The sequence below is a fragment of the Sphingomonas sp. BL-S-30 genome (genome assembly GCF_055521475.1).
The window spans coordinates 2,878,841-2,897,232 of sequence record NZ_CM145481.1; the positions used below are offsets into that span (position 1 = coordinate 2,878,841).

The window sequence follows — 18,392 nt, forward strand, 5'->3', positions numbered from 1 at the left end:
ACGAAGCGCTTTGACGCCACCGAACTCGGTGGCGGTCCCTTCGATGGGGTAGCTGGGACAGGCGTGCCCGACGCTCGAATGCCCAAATGGCCCGCTCGCCCGGCACCGGTTGCGTGCCCGCCCGTTCCGCCCCTAACCTGCCCGCGCCATGCAAAGACCGATCGACGCCACGCGACGCACGCTGTTCGTCTGGATCGCCCTGGCGACCCTGCTGGCCTGGGCCGTCGTGATCGCCGATCTGGCGCGCGGCGGCCGGCCCGATCCGCCGTCGCTGCGCGCTGCGGCAACGCTGCTCGACGGCTCCTGGCGATTCCACATCGGTGGCGATCCGCACTGGGCAGACGCCAAAACGGACGACAGCGATTGGGAAACGATCGACCTGACCGCCACGCCCGGCAGCCATGACGGCGATGTCGGCCTGCCCGACTATGTCGGCGGCTGGATGGCGCACGGCCATCCGGGCTATACCGGCTACGCCTGGTACCGGCGCGTGGTGACGGTGCCGGCCGGGCGCGCCTCATGGGACATGCTCGGGCCGACGCTCGTCGAGGACGGATACGAACTTTATTGGAACGGCAAGCTGCTGGGCGGCTCGGGCAGGCTCGGCCCGCCTCCGAGGGTCGTCGGCACGCGACCGATGCGCTTTGCCCTTCCGGCCGATGCGGCAGGCACGCGCGGCGTACTCGCCGTCCGCACCCTCATGCTGCCCGGCTCCACGCCCAGTGCCGAAGCCGGCGGCCTGCACAGCCCGCCCATCCTCGCGCCCCGACCGGTCAGCGACGGGCTTCACCGCGCGCAATGGGAGCGGACGATCGCCGGTTATATCGTCGACGCGATCGAGCCGCTGGCGATGTTCCTGCTGGCCGGACTGGCGCTCTGGTGCCGAAGGCGCGGCCATTTCCGGGGCTTCCTGCTCTTTGCCGCCATCGCACTCGTATTGACGGGGGCCCGCCGCCTCAACAACGCGATCACTGCCTGGACCGACCTGATGGACCTGCCCACCTACGCGTGGCTGGCGACGTTCATGTGGATACCGACGGTGGCCGCCTGGGCGCTGGCGTGGAATCGCTGGTGCGAGCGTCCATGGCGCATCATCGATGTGACGGCGCTCGCGCTCGCTGGGGTCCAGATCATCGCTGCCACAACTCACGCAGCGAGCGTGACAAGCGTCAGCCGCCTCGGATCGATCGCATTGTTAGCCGTGATCGGCGCGCGCATCGCCCGGGGCGGGCCGATGCGGAGTCACGCCCTCATCGCTCTGGCATTGACCACCCTCGCCTTCTTCGGCGGCGAGTTGCTGGACCCGATCGGCGTGCCGGGCATCTGGTTTCCGTTCGGCATCGGAGTCTCGCGGACGCAATATATCTACGCGGTGCTCATTCCGGTGCTGGCGGTGCTGATCGCGCGGACTTTGGGCGATCGGCGCGCGGCTGCGAATGCCGGTGGCGGCGCAGGTATCTAAGAGCGTGCAAGCACGACCGCGCGCTTCGGTCAATTGAGTGGTCTGTCACCGGAACCCGCGGAGTAATTCTAACGCGATCGTCGCGGGGCGCTGCCAAGTCGCGTGGCGTGACGCCGCTCGCTCATCGTGACTTTCCTTGTGGTTTGCGACTCACGAAAACGAGTTCACGATGGGCCCCCCGAGACGTCAAACGTCCATCGTCCTCCGGAACAAGCAAGGTATTTCCCGGGTGGAGTACGTGCGGCGCCACCTAGACACCCGAGATTGGTGTCAGCAACCACATCCTGACAAAGACCGGACCCCTATTTACCCAATGGAAGCTCTCACCGTTGTTCCGGAATTTCACTGGCACGGCATGCATCAATCAAGAGTTGCCACTTTGTTGGATCTATGAGACCTATGGTCAACACACGACTCTTCTGGGGGGTACCATGGCTATTCTGGGTAATCGCTTATCTCGTTGGCTGGCGCTGGGTATGGCGCTCCTCCTGGCGAGCATCGCCGCCGCGGCACCCGCTTCTGCGCAGGCTACCCGAACCTGGGTGTCGGGCGTCGGTGACGATGCGAACCCATGCAGCCGCACGGCACCGTGCAAGACCTTCGCAGGCGCAATCAGCAATACTGCCGTCAGCGGCGAGATCAACTGCCTTGATCCCGGTGGGTTCGGCGCCGTCACCATCACCAAATCAATCACGATCTATTGCACCGGACTCGGCAACGGCGGCATCTTGTCTACAGGTACGGCGGGCATCATCATCAATGCCGGGGCAAGCGACGTGGTCATCATCGATGGCCTCGAAATCGACGGTGCTGGCGTCGGCCTTAACGGTATCGATTTTATTGCCGGCGGCTCGCTGATCGTGCGCAACACGGTGATCCGCAACTTTGCCCGGGCCGGGATCGATTTCTCGCCTGCAGCCAGTTCCAAGCTCACGGTCGACAACACCACGATCTTAAATGTCGGCAACGTCGGAGGATACGGGGCGATCAACGTTTTCCCGACGGGCGCGGCTTCGGTTCGCGCCAACGTATCGCGCAGCCAGTTCAGCAACGCCAGCTTTGGCATTCTGGCGGTCGGCAGCAGCACCACCGGTTCGATCTTCATCGCCCTGAAGGATACCAATATCACCAACAGCGGACAGACGGGTGTCCGCACCAGCAACGGGACCGCCGCCTTTTCGACTATTTCGCTCGACGGCGTCGTGGTCGCGGGTAGTCAAACCTTCGGCATAACCGCAGCCGGCACGCTGGCCGGTATATTGGTCAACAATTCCAACATCAACAACAATGGCGGCGGCGTGAATGCGTCAGGCGGCGGTGTCATTTATTCCTATGGCAACAATCGCTTGAACGGCAACAGCGGTAATGACGGTACATTCACCGGCACGTTGCCGCTGCGTTGATCTGCGGGGGATCGTCGCGTTACGGAATTACATGGGGAATCCCGGTGACAGTCCACTTACTTACCTCACCGGGCAGCTGAATCGACTTTCGCAGCAGATATCATCCTCGCTGCACGATCCCGCATTACAGGAATTACGGTGCCAGTTTACTAATTAGCGCTTCCAGTGGCTCTTCACTTAACTGGGCGCGCTTCATATCGCCGCTGGAGTGCACCCCTAGATTGAGACAGTAAAATTAGGGACAGCCCTTTTGGAGGAGGGTTTGATGTCCAAGATTGTTCGACGAAGATTTGGCCGAGCGTTCAAGCTGGAGGTGGTCGCTCGCATGGCGGCGGGCGAGAGCGGGACGGCGCTATCGCGCGAGTTGGGGATCAAGCGGACGATCCTGTACCGTTGGCGTGATGCGGTTCGCGATGGTGGCGAAGAAGCGCTACGCGATGGCCCCGGCCGCCCCAACGGCGTGGAGAAGGCAGCGATGGCGCTGGCGCGAGGTCCGGCGGCGCGCGCGCGTGACCTGAGCGAAGCGCGGCAGCAGATTGCCGAGCTGGAGCGCAAGGTCGGCGAGCAGCAGGTGGCGCTGGATTTTTTCAGGGGTGCCTTGCAGCGTATCGAGGCGTCACGTCAGCCGAGCGACGGCAATGGCGTGACGGGGTCATCGCCCAGATTCAGGCGATGACAGGTCTGCAAGGCTGTGGATCGATGCTGTCGGTGGAGCAGTTGTGCCGGCTCTCTCTGGTGAGCCGGGCCGCTTTCTATCGGCGTTGGCACGATAGCGCCCCCAAGGTCGAGGAGACGGCGCTGCGCGATCGGCTGCAACGCCTTTGCATCACGCACCGGCATTACGGCTATCGCCGGATCGTAGCGCTGCTCAGGCGCGATGACTGGGTCATCAACCACAAGCGCGTGCTTCGCCTGATGCGGGAGGACAACCTGCTGTGCCTGAGGAAGCCACTGTTCCGGCCGGCCACCACAGACTCGCGCCATGGCTGGCGGGTGTGGCCCAACCTGGCGCGTCATCTGATGCCCACCGCCGTCAATCAGCTGTGGGTGGCGGACATCACCTATGTCCGCCTGGCCGAGGCGTTCGTCTATCTCGCGGTGATCCTCGATGCGTTCAGTCGCAAGGTGGTCGGCTGGGCAATGGCGGATCACCTGCGCGCGGAGCTGGCGCTCGATGCGCTTGCGATGGCGCTGGAGCGGCGCCCGGTCGTATCGGGTGCGCTGGTCCACCACTCCGACCGCGGCGTTCAGTACGCGTGTGGCGATTACATCGCCCGTCTGGAGGCCGTCGGTATCCTGCCCAGCATGAGCCGGATCGCCTGCCCGTATGACAATGCGATGGCCGAGAGCTTCATGAAGACGCTGAAGCAGGAGCAGGTAAACGGCGCAGACTACCGCGATCTCGCGCATGCCAGGGCCGAGATCGGCGCCTTCATCGAGCAGGTCTACAACCGACAGCGCCTGCACTCCGCCTTGGCCTATCTGTCACCGGACGAGTATGAAGAAATGTCGCCAGGGGTGCTGCGCAGCAGCCCCTCGCCATGACAGCAACGCGCTGTCCCTAATTATCGTGTCTCAACACTGGGGTGCACTCCACCGCCCCACTGACTTATCAATTGAGTGGACTGTCACCGGAACTCTGCGAATTCGTCACGAACAGCGGAAAAAATCGCTGAAAATCGACGCGTTTTTCCGCTGTTACGGTGTAACAGGGAAAACGGACATCAAGCCGCTGAATTCACACGCCTATTCCCGCCCGAAACTCCAACATAACAGCGGAAAAATAAAAGTCGGAAAACCGCCCGGGATAGCGGGTGGCGCCGCGGCAAAGCCGCGTCGCCGGACGATCCGGTCGAGGACAAGCTCGACCGGTCGCCGGCCGGCCTGGCGCTGATCCTCGCCCGGCTCGGCGATTGCTGGCGCAATCCCCTCCCCGGTCTCGGGCGCTCAGGCGTCGTCGCCCATCCTCAGCGCCGCGATAAACGCCTCCTGCGGAATGCTCACCGAGCCATATTCCCGCATCCGCTTCTTGCCCTCTTTCTGCTTGTCGAGCAGCTTGCGCTTGCGGCTGGCATCGCCGCCATAGCATTTCGCCGTCACGTCCTTGCGCAGCGCCGCGATCGTCTCGCGCGCGATCACCTTGCCGCCGATCGCGGCCTGGATCGGGATCTTGAACAGATGCCGCGGGATCAGGTCCTTCAGCCGCTCGCACATGCCGCGCCCGCGCGCCTCGGCGGTGCCGCGGTGCACGATCATGCTCAGCGCATCGACCGGCTCGTTGTTCACCAGGATGCTCATCTTGACGAGGTCGCCCTCGCGATAGCCGATCTGGTGATAGTCGAAGCTGGCATAGCCGCGGCTGATGCTCTTCAGCCGGTCGTAGAAATCGAACACCACTTCATTGAGCGGCAGCTCGTATGTCGCCTGCGCGCGGCCGCCGACATAGGTCAGGTTCTTCTGGATGCCGCGCCGGTCCTGGCACAGCTTCAGGATGGAGCCGAGATATTCGTCGGGCACATAGATCACTGCCTCGATCCACGGCTCGGCGATGCTCGCGATGCGGCTCGGGTCGGGCATGTCGGCCGGGTTGTGCAGCTCGAGATGCCCCGCACCGTGCGCCAGCTCGATCTGATAGACCACCGACGGCGCGGTGGTGATCAGGTCGAGGTCGTATTCGCGGGTCAGCCGCTCCTGGATGATCTCGAGGTGCAGCAGCCCGAGGAACCCGCAGCGGAAGCCGAAGCCGAGCGCCGCGCTGGTCTCCATCTCGAAGCTGAAGCTCGCATCGTTCAGCCGCAGCTTGGAAATGCTCTCGCGCAGTTTCTCGAAGTCGTTGGCGTCGACCGGGAACAGCCCGCAGAACACCACCGGCTGGACTTCCTTGAAGCCCGGCAGCGGCTCCTCGGCCGGGCGCTTGGCGTCGGTGATGGTGTCGCCGACCCGGGTCTGCGCCACTTCCTTGATCTGCGCGGTGATGAAGCCGATCTCGCCCACCGCCAGCTCGTTCAGCTGCTCGATCTTCGGCCGGAAACAGCCGACGCGGTCGACCAGATGCAGCGTGCCGGTCTGCATGAACTTGATCTGCTGGCCCTTTTTCAGGACGCCGGCCATCACGCGGATCAGGATGACGACGCCGAGATAGGGGTCGTACCAGCTGTCGATCAGCATCGCCTTCAGCGGCGCGTCGATATCGCCCTTGGGCGGCGGGATGCGCGTGACCACGGCCTCCAGCACGTCGGCGATGCCGATGCCCGCCTTGGCCGAGGTCAGCACGGCGTTGGACGCGTCCAGGCCGATCACTTCCTCGATCTCGGCCTTCACCTTGTCCGGGTCGGCGGCGGGCAGGTCGATCTTGTTGATGACGGGCACGATCTCATGGTCGTGCTCGATCGACTGATAGACATTGGCGAGTGTCTGCGCCTCGACGCCCTGAGCGGCGTCCACCACCAGCAGCGCGCCTTCGCACGCGGCGAGACTCCGGCTCACTTCATAGGCGAAGTCGACATGGCCGGGCGTGTCCATCAGGTTCAGCTCGTAATCGAGCCCGTCCTTCGCCTTGTAGCGCAGACGCACGGTCTGCGCCTTGATGGTGATGCCGCGCTCGCGCTCGATGTCCATATTGTCGAGCACCTGCTCGGACATCTCACGGTCGCTCAAGCCCCCGGTCGCCTGGATCAGGCGATCGGCCAGCGTCGACTTGCCATGGTCGATATGGGCGATGATCGAAAAGTTGCGGATTCGGGAAAGGTCGGTCGACATGATCGGACGCGCGTTAGCAGGCGCGGCGGCGTCTGCGAAGGGGGTCGCGTGCGCCCGCTCTTCGTCGCCCCCATCGCGCGCCCGTCGACTCTCCGTCGCACCTGCCTTCACCGCGCATCCGCCGGGCGGCTAGAGCCGTATGTGACGACGCCGGGCAGAGGCGCTTCGACGGTGATGGTTAAGGGGACGGCGATCGTCTCCCGCGCCCTGATCGGGTCCGAAGTGCCTAGCGCGGCTATCGGGGCGGTGCTAATATCGGCGCCGTCACGGGGTCGCACCATCGTTGAACGCTCGCACCGGCAAGAACAGGGCGCGCGAAGACTTAGGGGATCACCATGCGAACTTTCCTGACAGGCGCGGCACTCTGCGCGCTCGCCGCCGCCAGTGCCTTCACCGCCACGCCCGCCCTCGCCAAGGACAAGGGCTCGTCGGCCTATCAGATGCAGAAGAATGGCGAGCTGAACATTCCGGTCTGTCGCAAGCGGATCGGCACCATCGCGATCGTCGAGCCGGACAGCCAGTGGTGGCGCGAATATAATCTCGGCAGCCCGGAGGCGATCATCAAGGTGTTCGTCCAGAAATCCGGCTGCTTCGGCCTGGTCAATCGCGGCCGCTCGATGGCCAGCCGCAACATGGAACGCGCCATGGCGGATTCGGGCGAGCTGCAGGACGGCTCGAACCTCGGCAAGGGCCAGGTCAAGGCAGCGGATTATTTCCTCCAGCCCGATATCGTCACCGCCAACAACCGCTCGGGCGGCGGCGGCGCGGGCGCGGCGCTGGGCGGCTTTCTCGGCCGTAGCGGCGGCCTGCTCGGCGGCCTCGGTGCGGTCGCCGGCGGCATCAACGTCAACAAGAAGGAAGCGGCGGTGACCCTGTCGGTGGTCAACGCCCGCACCACCGAGGAAGAGGCGCTGACCGAGGGCCATGCCCGCAAGTCCGATGTCAGCTTCGGCGGCGGCGGCGCGGTGTTCGGCGGCGGCGCGTTCGGCGGTGCCGGCGGCGGCGGCTATCAGGATACCGCGATCGGCCAGGTCATCGTGCTCGCCTATCTCGATGCCTATATCAAGCTCGTCGACCAGCTCGGCGGCCTCCCTGAAAACGCCGCGGACGCAGCGCCGCTGGCCAAGTAAAGCCCGAACCCTCGGGCCTGGAGCGGGCCGTCGCGTCCCTAGCGCGGCGGCCCCTTTTCCTGATGGTGCCATATCGTCGGGCGGGCTAGGATGCCGGTGACTCTCCAAGGGAAGACTCACATGAAGCACGCCCCCCGGTTCACCGCTGCCCTGCTCGCTACCCTCGCTCTCGCCGTCCCCGCCACCGCCGCACTCCCCGTCGGGGCCAAGGCGCCCGATTTCACCACCCAGGCGGCGCTCGGCGGCAAGCAGTTCAACTTCGCGCTCAAATCCGCGCTGCGCAAAGGCCCGGTCGTCCTCTATTTCTTCCCCGCCGCCTTCACCAAGGGCTGCACGATCGAGGCGCATGAGTTCGCCCTCGCCACCGCCGAGTTCCAGAAGAACGGCGCGACCCTGATCGGCCTCTCCGCCGATCCGATCGACAAGCTTGCCGATTTCTCCAAGGTCGAATGCCGCGACGCCTTCCCGGTCGGCGTGGCCAAGCCCGAAACCGTCAGCGGCTATGACGTGCACATCGCCAAGGGCAAGACGATGACCAACCGCACCTCCTATGTCATCGCGCCCAACGGCAAGATCATCTTCGTCCATTCGGAGATGAGCCCCGCCGGCCACGTCACCGGCACCATGGCGGCGGTCAAGGCCTGGCGCGCCAAGCGCCGCGGCTGACGCCATCTTTCTCCCGCACCGGTCGATTCAACCAGGCCCATTGCTGGTGCAATGGGTCGGCCCGGGTCGAACCGGTTGCGGGACAAGACCTTTTCTCACCCTCCCCGCCCCGGCGCGACCCGTGGCGGCTTGTTCTGCCGCTCATGTCCGCTAGCATCGGGCAAAAGACAGGAGAGCGGGCTTGCGTCACATCGCGATCATCGGTTCCGGACCGGCCGGCTATTACACCGCGGAAGCCTGCCAGAAGATTTTCGGCGACGCGGTCCGCGTCGACATCATCGATCGCCTGCCCGTCCCCTACGGCCTGATCCGCACCGGCGTCGCGCCCGACCATCAATCGATCAAGGGTGTCTCGCGCCGTTACGAGGCGGTCGCGCTCACCGATAATGTCCGCTTCGTCGGCAATGTCAGCGTCGGCCGCGACGTGACCATCGCCGAGTTGGGTGACCTCTACGACGCGGTGGTGCTGGCGACCGGCGCCCCGGCCGACAAGCCGCTCGGCGTGCCCGGCGACGATCTCCCCGGCGTGGTCGGCTCGGCGGCGTTTGTCGGCTGGTACAATGGCCATCCCGATTTCGCCGGGCTCAACCCCTCGCTCCACGGCCCCGGCGCGGTGGTGGTCGGCGCGGGCAATGTCGCGCTCGATGTCGCCCGCATCCTCGCCAAGGCGGAGAGCGAGTTCGCCGGATCGGACATTGTCGGCCATGCGCTCGACCATCTCGGCACCGCGACTCACGACCGCATCACCATCCTCGCCCGGCGCGGGCCCCACCAGATCGCGATGACCCCCAAGGAACTGGGCGAGCTCGGCCATCTCGCCCGCGCCGTGCCGCATGTCGACCCGGCCGATCTCCCGCCGATCGAGGAGGATGCCGCGCTCGACCCCGGCCAGCGCAAGGCGGTCGCGCACCTGCGCGACTTCGCGACCCGCACTGATCGCGGGCAGATCGAGGTGGATTTCGACTTCTATGCCATGCCCGTCCGCGTCGAAGGCAGCAGTGAGAATGGGGGCAGGGCCGAGCGCGTCATCGTCGAGCGCACCGCGATCGACGCCGAAGGCCGCGCGCTGGGCACCGGCGAGACCTATGCCATCCCCGCCGGCCTGGTGGTGAGCTGCATCGGCTATCGCACCCCGCCGATCCACGGCGTGCCCTATGACGACAAGCTCGGCCGCTTCGCCAACCAAGACGGGCGGATCGGCCCGGGCCTCTACGCGGTCGGCTGGGCACGGCGTGGGCCGACCGGCACGATCGGCACCAACCGTCCGGACGGCTTCCTGATCGCCGAGCACATCGCCGCCGACCTTGGCGATGACAGCGGCAAGGCCGGCCGCGCGGGGCTCGATTCGCTGCTCGCCAGTCGGAACGTCGATGTCGTCACCTTCCGCGACTGGCAGAAGATCGAAGCCGCCGAAATCGCCCGCGCCCGCGACGGCGCCCCGCGCGAGAAATTCACCAGTATCGAGGACATGCTCGGCGCGAGAGGCTGATCGGGGAATTCATCTTCCCGCGAAAAGACCGCCGGGAAAGAAAGCTGCAATGGTCGGGGCGATAGGATTCGAACCTACGACCCCTGGACCCCGAGACCAGTGCGCTACCAGACTGCGCCACGCCCCGACACATTGCAGGGGGGTGCGCCTAGCGGGCCAGCGACCGGCGATCAAGCCAAAAAGATCGGCGGCCTGCTGCGCGCGCGCAGTCTTCCCGGCCGCTGGTCAACGCCGGCCTTCGGCTGCCAGCGCGATCTCCCGCGAACTGATCACGTGCCGGCCCGCCTTGCCCTGCAGCGCTGCCTCGACCAGCAGCGCCGCGACGGTCGAGGCCGGGCTGGTCCGCGCGCTGGCCGGCAGGATCGGCGCGGCCATGTCCAGCAGCCGGGCGATGGTCTTCTCCATCGGCCGGTGCTCGCTGCGCGCCCCGCCGAGGAAACCCGGCCGCAGGATCGTCAGCGACGGGAAGCCGAGACGATCGATCGCTTCCTCGAGCTCGCCCTTGGTGCGCGGATAACGAAACCAGGAGCGCGCATTTGCCCCCATCGACGAGGTCAGCGCAAAGGCGGTCGCGCCGCCTTCACGGACTCGCGTCGCGATGGCGAGCGCATAGTCGTAATCGATCGCGCGATAGGCCGCGGCCGATCCGGCATTCGCCCGCGTCGTGCCCAGCGCGGAGATCGCGCCGTCGACCGCCCACCACGCCGCGTCGAGCGGCAGGTTCCCGCTCGTCACGATCGGGTTCAGCAGTTTCGCATGCGGCGCCAGCGCCCGCCGCGTCGGCGCGACCACCTGAGTCACCCGCGCATCGTCCAGCAACAGCGCCAGCGCCGCCGTGCCGACCAACCCGGTAGCGCCCGCCACAAGAAGCCTCGTCATCCCGCCCATCCTATTTCGGTGACAGTTTACTAATTAACGGCCTTTGGTTTCGGTCCCCGTCGTCGCGGCGCGAGGCTGCGGCCGGTTTGCCGCTCGACCGCCTCGATCCACGCCGCTCCCCCCAGGGGCCGGCCCGTCGTCTCCGACTGCCGCAGGGCGGCATAGGCCGCGGCATCCTCCTCATCCCCCAGAAAGGCCCGGAAGTCCCCCGTACGCTCGAGCAGCGGCCGCACCTTGACCACGCCGTCGTCCCTGCCCGCCAGATGTGCGGCGACGCTCGACCAGCGCCAGTCCTCCGGCCTCTCGACCAGGCGCGCCCGGACCGGGTTCATCGCCACATACCGCGCGGCGCTGGCCAGATACGCGTCATCCATCGCAACCGAAGCGAACCGCCCCTGCCATAAATGCCCGGTCCAGCCCTGTCGCGCGTTGATGATGCTGGTGTAACGGCGATGAAGGTCGGCAAAGGTCCGGCGCAGTCCATCCGGGTCCGACGGCGTCAGGATCACATGGACATGGTTCGGCATCAGGCAATAGGCCCACACCTCCGCGCCGGCCTTGCCCGCCGCCTCGCCGAGCAGCTTGCGATAGAGCGCATAGTCGGCGTCCTCGAAGAAGGTCGGATCGCGCCGATTGCCCCGCTGCGTGACATGGTGCGGAACTCCAGGGATCACGACTCTGGCCAGGCGCGCCATATCCTTATTGGTAGCCGGAATTGGCTAATTAGTAAACTGTCACCGAAACCGCTATTTCGGTGACAGTTTATTAATTAAATGTGGGATCAGCCTCTGACCGTCACCTTGGCCATCCCATTTCGTCGATGCCCGGTCGCACACGACTCGCGTTCGATGCGGATTCGGAACAAAGCGTAGTTCCGCCGCGTTATGAGACGAGATGTGCAGGAAGTGGGATTAACCACTCTGAATTGAGGATTGACTGAGCGAAGGTTACGGAGACTGACATGAACGGTACCATTTACTTCCGCGCCGATCACGAACTTGTCGGCAGAGTCCTCGCAGAGAAGCTGCGCCGCCGGATGGAACGCAGCGGCGTGGGCGACAGCATCCGCATCGCCCGCCCGGCACGGCGCCCGCTGAGCACCGCCGCCGCCTGAGCCTTTCGCCATCGCCGCTTGGGCGATGGATTGAGCCCGAACATCTAATTGAAATATAACAATTTAATCGTGCGACAGCTTGGTAATGCGGCGCAGGAGATATGACACAAGCTGGTGTCCCATATCTCCCGCAAAACCCTTTACCACACGCCATGCCGCTTGATTCAAACTACCAAACCGCGCGGTTAAACCGCGCTGCATGACCGAAACCCGCCCCACCACATACAAAGCCGCCTATGCCCGGCGCGCCCGCGAGCAATATGCTCACGGCTTCACCGATCGCGAGCTCGCTGCCGAATTCGGCGTCTCGCGCAGCACCATCTTCCGCTGGCGCGCTGCCTATCCCGACTTCGCCGAGGCCACCGCGCTCGGCAAGGCGAAGGCGAACGAGCGTGTCGAGCGCGCGCTCTACGAACGCGCCATCGGCTATGAGGAGGAGGCCGTGCGCGTCTTCCTGCCTGCCGGCGACACGGCCCCGATCATCTTCCGCTATGCCCGCGAAGTCCGGGCCGATATCCGCGCCGGGCTGCAATGGCTGCGTGTCCGCGATCCGAAGGCATGGGGCAGCCTCGGCGCAGGCGATAGCGACGCCGATGGCCTGGTCGAACGCCTGCGCAAGGCGATGGCCCGCGTCGCCGACAGACAGGTGCCCTATGTCCCGGATTAAGCCGCCGCGCGCGATCACGCCCGTTTCCGCCCTGGAGAAACGGCACGTCCCGGGGGCGGTCGAAGCTCATGTCGCCGCATTCAGGCACGATCCCCTCGCCCATGCCCGCTTCGCCTATCCCTGGGGCGAAGGCCCGCTCGCCGGCGTCACCGGCCCGCGCGCGTGGCAGCGCGAGGTGATGGAGACGATCGGCGCGCATCTGTCCGATCCCGCCACGCGGCACATGCCGTGCCGCATCGCCCGCGCCTCCGGCCATGGCATCGGCAAATCGGCGCTGATCGCGATGCTGATCAAATGGGGGCTCGACACCGGCATCGACACCCGCATCGTCGCGACCGCCAATACCGAAGTGCAGCTGCTGACCAAGACCGCGCCGGAGATCGTCAAATGGCATAACCTGTCGATCACGAAGGACTGGTTCAGCGCGACGGCGACGTCGCTCGTCTCCACCGTGGCGGGGCATGACAAGAGCTGGCGGTCCGATCTCGTCACCTGGAGCGTCGCCAATACCGAGGCGTTCGCCGGCCTCCACAACCAGGGCAAGCGCATCATCCTGATCTTCGACGAAGCATCGGGCATCGCGCCCAAAGTGTGGGAGGTGGCGCTGGGGGCACTGACCGACGAGGGGACCGAGATCATCTTCCTCGCCTTCGGCAACCCGACGCACAATACCGGCCCGTTTCGCGACTGTTTCGGGCGGCACCGGCATTTGTGGAACGGGCGACAGATCGACAGCCGCTCGGTCGAGGGGGTCAACCGCGCCTATCTCGACGAGCTGGTCGCGACCTACGGCGAGGACAGCGACGTGGTGCGGGTGCGGGTGCGCGGGCAATTCCCCTCCAACTCCTCGATGCAGTTCATCGGGCATGACCTTGTCGCGGCGGCGCGGGCGCGCGAGCTGTTCGGCGGGGTGACCTGGGATCCGGTGATCTTCGGGCTGGATTGCGCGCGCTTCGGCGACGATCATTCGACGCTTGCCATCCGCTGCGGGCGGGATGCGCGGACGCGGCCGTGGAAACGCTGGCACGGGGTGGATGCGATGACCATGGCGGGCGACGTCGCGCTGCAGGTGCAGGGCTTCCATCCCGATGCGATCTTCGTCGATGCCGGCAATATCGGCGGCGCGGTGGTCGACCGGCTGCGCCAGCTCGGCGTGCCGAACGTGCATGAGGTGTGGTTCGGCGGCAAGGGTCGCGAGGCGATCTGGGCCGGCGAGATGCGGGTGCAATGTGCCAACAAGCGTTCCGAGATGTGGACCAACATGCGCGGCTGGCTGTCCGGCGGGGCGATCCCCGACGAGGAGGCGCTGGCGGCTGACCTGACCGGCGTCGAATATGGCTATGCCGCGGACCAGGTGTCGATCCTGCTGGAGAAGAAGGAGCATATGAAGGCGCGCGGGCTCGGCTCCCCCGACGATGCCGACGCGCTGGCGCTGACCTTCGCCGAACCGGTGCTGCACCGCGATCCGAGCTGGCTCGACCCGTCGCGCTACGGCGTGACGGAGCAGCGGCGGAGCCGGGACGAGGAGGAGGATCTCTACCGCGACCTGGACGACGGCTACGATCTCTACCGCGAGCTGCGGGAGGCGGAGTGAGCCTGGCGGGACGTTTCATCCTCCCTTCCCTCTCCCCCTGTGGGAGAGGGTGGCCGAGCGAAGCGAGGTCGGGTGAGGGGGAGTGAGGTTCGGGGCCGCAACGACGAATGTCCCCCTCACCCTTCCCACTGCCTTCGGCAGCGGGCCCAGCGTCGGGTCGGTCATGCCCCCGGCATGACCTGAACAGCGCGGGGCGCTGTTCACCCGACGCTCCTCTCCCACAAGGGGAGAGGGAGAACGCGCCCCTCCCCGTTCCGGGGAGGATTGGTAACCCCCCAAACGGTGGGGGCTGAACCCCGCTAGCGCCGCGACCTTCGGTTAGCGAAGCCCGCCGGATGATGCCGTCCTCGACTCATGACGTGCCACGCCGGCCTTGATGTGCATTGTTGCCGGCGCGCCACACTTCCGGGCGAATATGCGCCCTGCCGGCTTACATGGCCGTAACGGTCATATCCTCACTTGACCTTCGAAAACATGGGAATAGCTTTTGTTCATCTAAATGAAAGGTTTCGGACGCGTTCCGAAAACGGGGGATTATCAATGACTAAGACCGCTTCTCTCGCGTTATCCGCACGCTCGCGCGCGGTCCTGCTCGCTACGGCCGCCACGATGTCGATCGTCATTGCAGGCTCCGCCCAGGCGCAGAGCTCGAATGTCGAGCTTCCCACCAACAGCTATCTCAGCGCGCAAGATGGCGGCGCGGGCGCACCGACCAGCGCATTCCTGGAGGCGCAGGACAATCGCATCAGTGCGCCGGTCAGCGATTATCTGGAGCCGCAGATCGTGATCGCGAACCCGGGCACGCCGACCACTGCGCGCGACCCGAACAACGTCACCGGCGTCGGCCAGATGATCGTCGACACGCAGGACGGCTTTATCGGCCTGTGCACCGGCACGCTGATCAACCCGCGCACGGTGATCTTCGCCGCGCACTGCGTGAACGAAATGCCCGCCACCAGCTATGGGCAGAATTCGGGCGGGCGACCGATCGGCTTCGGTTTCGGCAACAACAACAATGTCGCGGGCGCCAGCGCATTCGGCGGCTGGCTGGGCAATTACGCGACCAACGTCTCGCGCTACATGTATGACGTCAACCAGGTCCGCTACAACCCGCTGTCGCTCGAGCCGGAGTCGGCCGGCTTCCTTTATGGCGACGTCGCGCTCGCCTCGCTCGATACGCCGGCCGAGGACATCCCGACCTGGGCGCTGCTCTTCTCCGCCCTGCCCGCCACCACGATCACCGCCGCCGGCACCGGCTATCATGTCGTGATCGACGGCTATGGCAATAACGGCACCGGCACCACCGGCTCGACCGGCGGCATCGATTACCGGCGGCGCATCGCCGAGAACACGCTCGGCGCCCTCGCCTCGCTCGACGAGTTCGAGACCTTCATCTTCGGCGAGCCGAACGGCCTTCACCAGAATCTCTACTGGATCGATTTCGACGATCCCCGTCGCGGCACCGCTCAGGCGAGCCCGTTCGATTTCAACGCGTGGCGCGACAATGCGCTGCCCAGCGAAGGCATCACCGCGAGCGGCGATTCGGGCGGTCCGCTGATCCTCGACAAGACCTTCGCCAAGCAGGTCGTGATCGGCGTGCTGTCCGGCGGCTATACCCGTTTCTTCAACGGCCAGGCGCCGAACGGCTATGGCACGGCCAGCTTCTACCAGCCGCTCTATCTCTATTGGGACTGGATCGCCGCCAACAACCCCTATCATTATGTCTCGGCCAAGGCCGGCGACGGCAAATGGTCGGACGCGGCGCACTGGGTGACTGAACTCGATCCCAATTACCAGATCATCGGCCCCAATGGCCAGCTGGTGAACGGCGTGCCGACCAGCCCCGGTGCCGGCACCGCCGAACAGCCCGGTTTCGGCCAGGCCTGTTTCGAGAGCGGCGGCGTGAGCGACTGTCTCGATATCGCGACAGGCACCGAAAAGGTGGTCGTGCGCCCGATCGGCCAGGACACGCCCGGCGTCGCGAGCGACGATCGCGGCACGGCGTCGGTCGCTGACCTGACCGGCAGCGCCGGGAGCCAGAGCGCCAGCGATTCCCAGACCAGCGCGGCGGTCGCCGTGGCGGCGCTGCCGTCCGCGACGCTCGCCAACGGCCTGCCCGGCGCGACCAATTTCGTGCCCAACAACAGCGACGGCGATCGTCTCAACAACATCCTGTCGCGCTATTTCGACGTGACCTTGTCGGCGGCTGGCACGACCACGCTCGATACCGCGGTGACGGTCGACCGCTTCACCATCCGCGGTGCGGCAGCGCTCAACATCACCTCGGCCGGCTCGCTGACCAGCCTGATGGACATCAACCAGTTTGCCGGCACGATCAATGTCGACGGCCTGTTGCGGACGCCGGGCGACTTCTTCATGATGACCGGCGGCCTCAGCGGCGCGGGCACCATCCGCAGCCCGTTCTTCACCAACGTGGCGGGCACGATCTCGCCGGGCACCTCGACCACCACCGGGACGCTCACCTTCGAAGGCAATATCATCCTGTCGTCGGGCAGCCTGGTGGCGATCAACCTCGGCGCGAACGGCGTATCGGACAAGATCGCGGTCAAGGCGACGACCTTCGGTACCGGCAACGTGCCGACCAACGGCATTGCCAGCCTGGGCGGCTTCGTCACCTTCGCCCCGGCCGCCGGCTATATCATCCGCGCCGGCGACAATTATACCTTCCTCACGGCGGATCGGCCGATCGAAGGGAGGTTCGCCACGCCGGCAGCGCTCAGCGCCATCCTGACGCCGCGCCTCACCTATCAGGCGCAGTCGGTGTCGGTGACGATCGATGCCGGGCTCTATGCCAATGTCGTCGGCAATACGCCGGTGCAGACGGCCTATGCGAAGCTGCTCGACCAGGACCGCGTGGTCTATAACGGGCTGCGCGACCTCTACGGAATCCTCGACCTGCAGAGCGCGGCGACCATCCGCTCCACGCTCGAAGGCCTGGCGCCGCGCGCCGCGACCACTCGCCAGGCACTGGCGACCGCGTCGGTCGACAATACCGGCCGCTTCTACCGCGATCGCCTCGCCGCGCTCGAGGTCGGCAATCTCGGCGGCTCGGTCGCGATGATCGGCAAGCCGTTCCAGATCGCGGCGCTCGCCTCGTCCGGCCTACCCGGCACGCAGGAAAGCCGCACGGACGCGGGCGGCGGCATGGTCACGCAGGAAGGCAAGCTGCCCGAGACGATGAGCGCGTTCCTCGCGGGCGGCTATATCGACGGTGACAGCGAATCCATGCCGACCGCGGTTCCGGTCGCCCGCCGCGACCAGTTCAACGGCTGGTTCGTCGCCGCTGGTCTCGAGGCCGAGGTCGGCGAGCGCGGGCTGCTCGGCTTCTCCTTCGCCTATACCGATCTCGACTCCACGCCGTCCTTCGCCGGCCAGGAAGCGCGCAGCAAGCTGTTCCAGGGCACGCTGTACGGCAAGCTCAGGACTCCGGGCGGCCTGTTCGTCGACGGCACGTTCAGCGCGGGCGTGTTCGACTCGCACACCGTGCGCAACGTCAGCCTGGCCGGGACCAGCTATCGCCTGGTCGGTGACGATCAGTCGCTCTTCATGTCGGGCGAGGTCGGGGTCGGCGGCTCCGTTCCCGTCGCCAGCATGATCGCCCTTGATCCGCGCGTCTCGATCCGCGGCACGCGGATCATGTTCGACACCATCAACGAAACGGGCGGCGGCCCGGCGCTGGTCTACAAGCCGGGCACCCTGGACAGCGCCCAGGCCCGCGCCGGGTTCAACGCCCACAGCACCAGCGCGACGGTCAAGCCCTATGTGTCCGCCTATTGGGTGCATGATTTCGGCCGCCAGCCCGGCTTTATCGGCGCCAACTTCGTCGGAGGGGTCGGCCCCAATGCGCTGTTCGCGGTGGCGACCTCGGACCGCGACTGGGGGGAAATCAGCGGCGGCCTGAGCATCGCGGCCGGCGACAAGCTCCGCCTCTCGGTCGGCGCCAACACCACGATCGGCCGCAAGGACGTCACCAACCAGAGCTATCACGGGACGGTCACCTTCTCCTTCTGATGGCCCGTTCCTGACCCGCAAAGGGGCCGCTTCTACATCCGGAAGCGGCCCCTTTCTTTTGTCCTGGCATCGATTCAACCAGGGCGCTGGATCTGGCACAGCATCCCGCGCCGGTCGTGTCGGCGCGCTCTTTGCCATCGTCGAGAAGTTCTTACCGTTCGGGTGAACGGAGAGGGAATATCTCAGCCAACCGGATT

At 65.8% G+C, this 18,392-nt stretch carries 14 protein-coding genes and 1 tRNA gene; 11 read left to right on the forward strand and 4 right to left on the reverse strand.

All coding sequences use genetic code 11. From position 1 onward, the window contains the following. The first annotated feature begins 148 nt into the window (after nt 1–148). From ACZ1I5_RS13350 to ACZ1I5_RS13365, 4 genes are all read left to right on the forward strand, one after another. On the forward strand, nt 149–1,462 hold the full coding sequence (locus tag ACZ1I5_RS13350) for a hypothetical protein (RefSeq protein ID WP_465169736.1): 1,314 nt from the start codon (nt 149–151) through the stop codon (nt 1,460–1,462). A gap of 431 nt (nt 1,463–1,893) precedes the next feature. After that, nucleotides 1,894–2,865 carry a hypothetical protein gene (locus ACZ1I5_RS13355; RefSeq protein WP_465169737.1) on the forward strand — a complete coding sequence of 324 codons (972 nt, stop codon included), beginning with the start codon at nt 1,894–1,896 and terminating at the stop codon, nt 2,863–2,865. 265 nt (nt 2,866–3,130) lie between these two features. Next, on the forward strand, nt 3,131–3,541 hold the full coding sequence (locus ACZ1I5_RS13360) for a transposase (protein WP_465169738.1): 411 nt from the start codon (nt 3,131–3,133) through the stop codon (nt 3,539–3,541). 23 nt (nt 3,542–3,564) lie between these two features. Beyond that, entirely contained in the window at nt 3,565–4,410 is an 846-nt protein-coding gene (locus tag ACZ1I5_RS13365) for an IS3 family transposase (RefSeq protein WP_465169739.1), read from the forward strand. A 402-nt stretch (nt 4,411–4,812) separates the two neighbouring features. Here ACZ1I5_RS13365 and lepA read toward each other — a convergent pair whose 3' ends face one another. Continuing rightward, entirely contained in the window at nt 4,813–6,624 is a 1,812-nt protein-coding gene (gene lepA, locus ACZ1I5_RS13370) for a translation elongation factor 4 (protein WP_465169740.1), read from the reverse strand. Between the two features lie 335 nt (nt 6,625–6,959). Between lepA and ACZ1I5_RS13375 the strand changes: the two genes are divergently transcribed. The 3 genes from ACZ1I5_RS13375 to ACZ1I5_RS13385 all read left to right on the forward strand — a co-directional run bounded on the left by ACZ1I5_RS13375 (nt 6,960) and on the right by ACZ1I5_RS13385 (nt 9,909). Further along, a complete protein-coding gene (locus ACZ1I5_RS13375) occupies nt 6,960–7,754 on the forward strand; it encodes a CsgG/HfaB family protein (RefSeq protein ID WP_465169741.1) in 795 nt (264 codons plus the stop codon). A 120-nt stretch (nt 7,755–7,874) separates the two neighbouring features. After that, the gene (locus ACZ1I5_RS13380) at nt 7,875–8,420 is read left to right on the forward strand and encodes a peroxiredoxin (protein ID WP_465169742.1); all 546 of its coding nucleotides are present in this window, start codon (nt 7,875–7,877) and stop codon (nt 8,418–8,420) included. 181 nt (nt 8,421–8,601) lie between these two features. After that, the gene (locus ACZ1I5_RS13385; protein ID WP_465169743.1) at nt 8,602–9,909 is read left to right on the forward strand and encodes an FAD-dependent oxidoreductase; all 1,308 of its coding nucleotides are present in this window, start codon (nt 8,602–8,604) and stop codon (nt 9,907–9,909) included. A gap of 50 nt (nt 9,910–9,959) precedes the next feature. On the opposite strand, the gene ACZ1I5_RS13390 is transcribed toward ACZ1I5_RS13385, so the two are convergent. The 3 genes from ACZ1I5_RS13390 to ACZ1I5_RS13400 all read right to left on the reverse strand — a co-directional run bounded on the left by ACZ1I5_RS13390 (nt 9,960) and on the right by ACZ1I5_RS13400 (nt 11,462). Next, nucleotides 9,960–10,036: transfer RNA gene (locus ACZ1I5_RS13390), tRNA-Pro, on the reverse strand. Between the two features lie 98 nt (nt 10,037–10,134). After that, nucleotides 10,135–10,788 carry a Rossmann-fold NAD(P)-binding domain-containing protein gene (locus ACZ1I5_RS13395; protein WP_465169744.1) on the reverse strand — a complete coding sequence of 218 codons (654 nt, stop codon included), beginning with the start codon at nt 10,786–10,788 and terminating at the stop codon, nt 10,135–10,137. A 29-nt stretch (nt 10,789–10,817) separates the two neighbouring features. Next, nucleotides 10,818–11,462 (reverse strand): transposase, encoded by a 645-nt coding sequence (locus ACZ1I5_RS13400; protein ID WP_465169745.1) that lies wholly within the window; start codon nt 11,460–11,462, stop codon nt 10,818–10,820. Nucleotides 11,463–11,749: 287 nt separating this feature from the next. On the opposite strand from ACZ1I5_RS13400, the gene ACZ1I5_RS13405 reads away from it, so the two are divergent. The 4 genes from ACZ1I5_RS13405 (at nt 11,750) to ACZ1I5_RS13420 (ending at nt 18,195) form a co-directional block, all read left to right on the forward strand. Then, nucleotides 11,750–11,902, forward strand: a complete 153-nt coding sequence (locus ACZ1I5_RS13405) for a hypothetical protein (protein ID WP_465169746.1) — start codon at nt 11,750–11,752, stop codon at nt 11,900–11,902. Nucleotides 11,903–12,101: 199 nt separating this feature from the next. Then, the gene (locus tag ACZ1I5_RS13410) at nt 12,102–12,569 is read left to right on the forward strand and encodes a helix-turn-helix domain-containing protein (protein WP_465169747.1); all 468 of its coding nucleotides are present in this window, start codon (nt 12,102–12,104) and stop codon (nt 12,567–12,569) included. Further along, nucleotides 12,556–14,163, forward strand: a complete 1,608-nt coding sequence (locus ACZ1I5_RS13415; protein WP_465169748.1) for a terminase — start codon at nt 12,556–12,558, stop codon at nt 14,161–14,163. Before ACZ1I5_RS13410 ends, ACZ1I5_RS13415 begins: the two co-directional genes overlap by 14 nt. Before the next feature lie 540 nt (nt 14,164–14,703). Then, nucleotides 14,704–18,195 carry an autotransporter domain-containing protein gene (locus ACZ1I5_RS13420; protein WP_465169749.1) on the forward strand — a complete coding sequence of 1,164 codons (3,492 nt, stop codon included), beginning with the start codon at nt 14,704–14,706 and terminating at the stop codon, nt 18,193–18,195. Nucleotides 18,196–18,392: the final 197 nt, after the last annotated feature.

Excerpts from the sequence above, each read along its gene's own strand:
- ACZ1I5_RS13350 (WP_465169736.1), top strand. The coding sequence starts at position 149 with ATGCAAAGACCGATCGACGCCACGCGACGCACGCTGTTCGTCTGGATC.
- ACZ1I5_RS13355 (WP_465169737.1), top strand. The coding sequence starts at position 1,894 with ATGGCTATTCTGGGTAATCGCTTATCTCGTTGGCTGGCGCTGGGTATG.
- ACZ1I5_RS13360 (WP_465169738.1), top strand. The coding sequence starts at position 3,131 with ATGTCCAAGATTGTTCGACGAAGATTTGGCCGAGCGTTCAAGCTGGAG.
- ACZ1I5_RS13365 (WP_465169739.1), top strand. The coding sequence starts at position 3,565 with ATGCTGTCGGTGGAGCAGTTGTGCCGGCTCTCTCTGGTGAGCCGGGCC.
- lepA (WP_465169740.1), bottom strand. The coding sequence starts at position 6,624 with ATGTCGACCGACCTTTCCCGAATCCGCAACTTTTCGATCATCGCCCAT.
- ACZ1I5_RS13375 (WP_465169741.1), top strand. The coding sequence starts at position 6,960 with ATGCGAACTTTCCTGACAGGCGCGGCACTCTGCGCGCTCGCCGCCGCC.
- ACZ1I5_RS13380 (WP_465169742.1), top strand. The coding sequence starts at position 7,875 with ATGAAGCACGCCCCCCGGTTCACCGCTGCCCTGCTCGCTACCCTCGCT.
- ACZ1I5_RS13395 (WP_465169744.1), bottom strand. The coding sequence starts at position 10,788 with ATGACGAGGCTTCTTGTGGCGGGCGCTACCGGGTTGGTCGGCACGGCG.
- ACZ1I5_RS13405 (WP_465169746.1), top strand. The coding sequence starts at position 11,750 with ATGAACGGTACCATTTACTTCCGCGCCGATCACGAACTTGTCGGCAGA.
- ACZ1I5_RS13410 (WP_465169747.1), top strand. The coding sequence starts at position 12,102 with ATGACCGAAACCCGCCCCACCACATACAAAGCCGCCTATGCCCGGCGC.
- ACZ1I5_RS13415 (WP_465169748.1), top strand. The coding sequence starts at position 12,556 with ATGTCCCGGATTAAGCCGCCGCGCGCGATCACGCCCGTTTCCGCCCTG.
- ACZ1I5_RS13420 (WP_465169749.1), top strand. The coding sequence starts at position 14,704 with ATGACTAAGACCGCTTCTCTCGCGTTATCCGCACGCTCGCGCGCGGTC.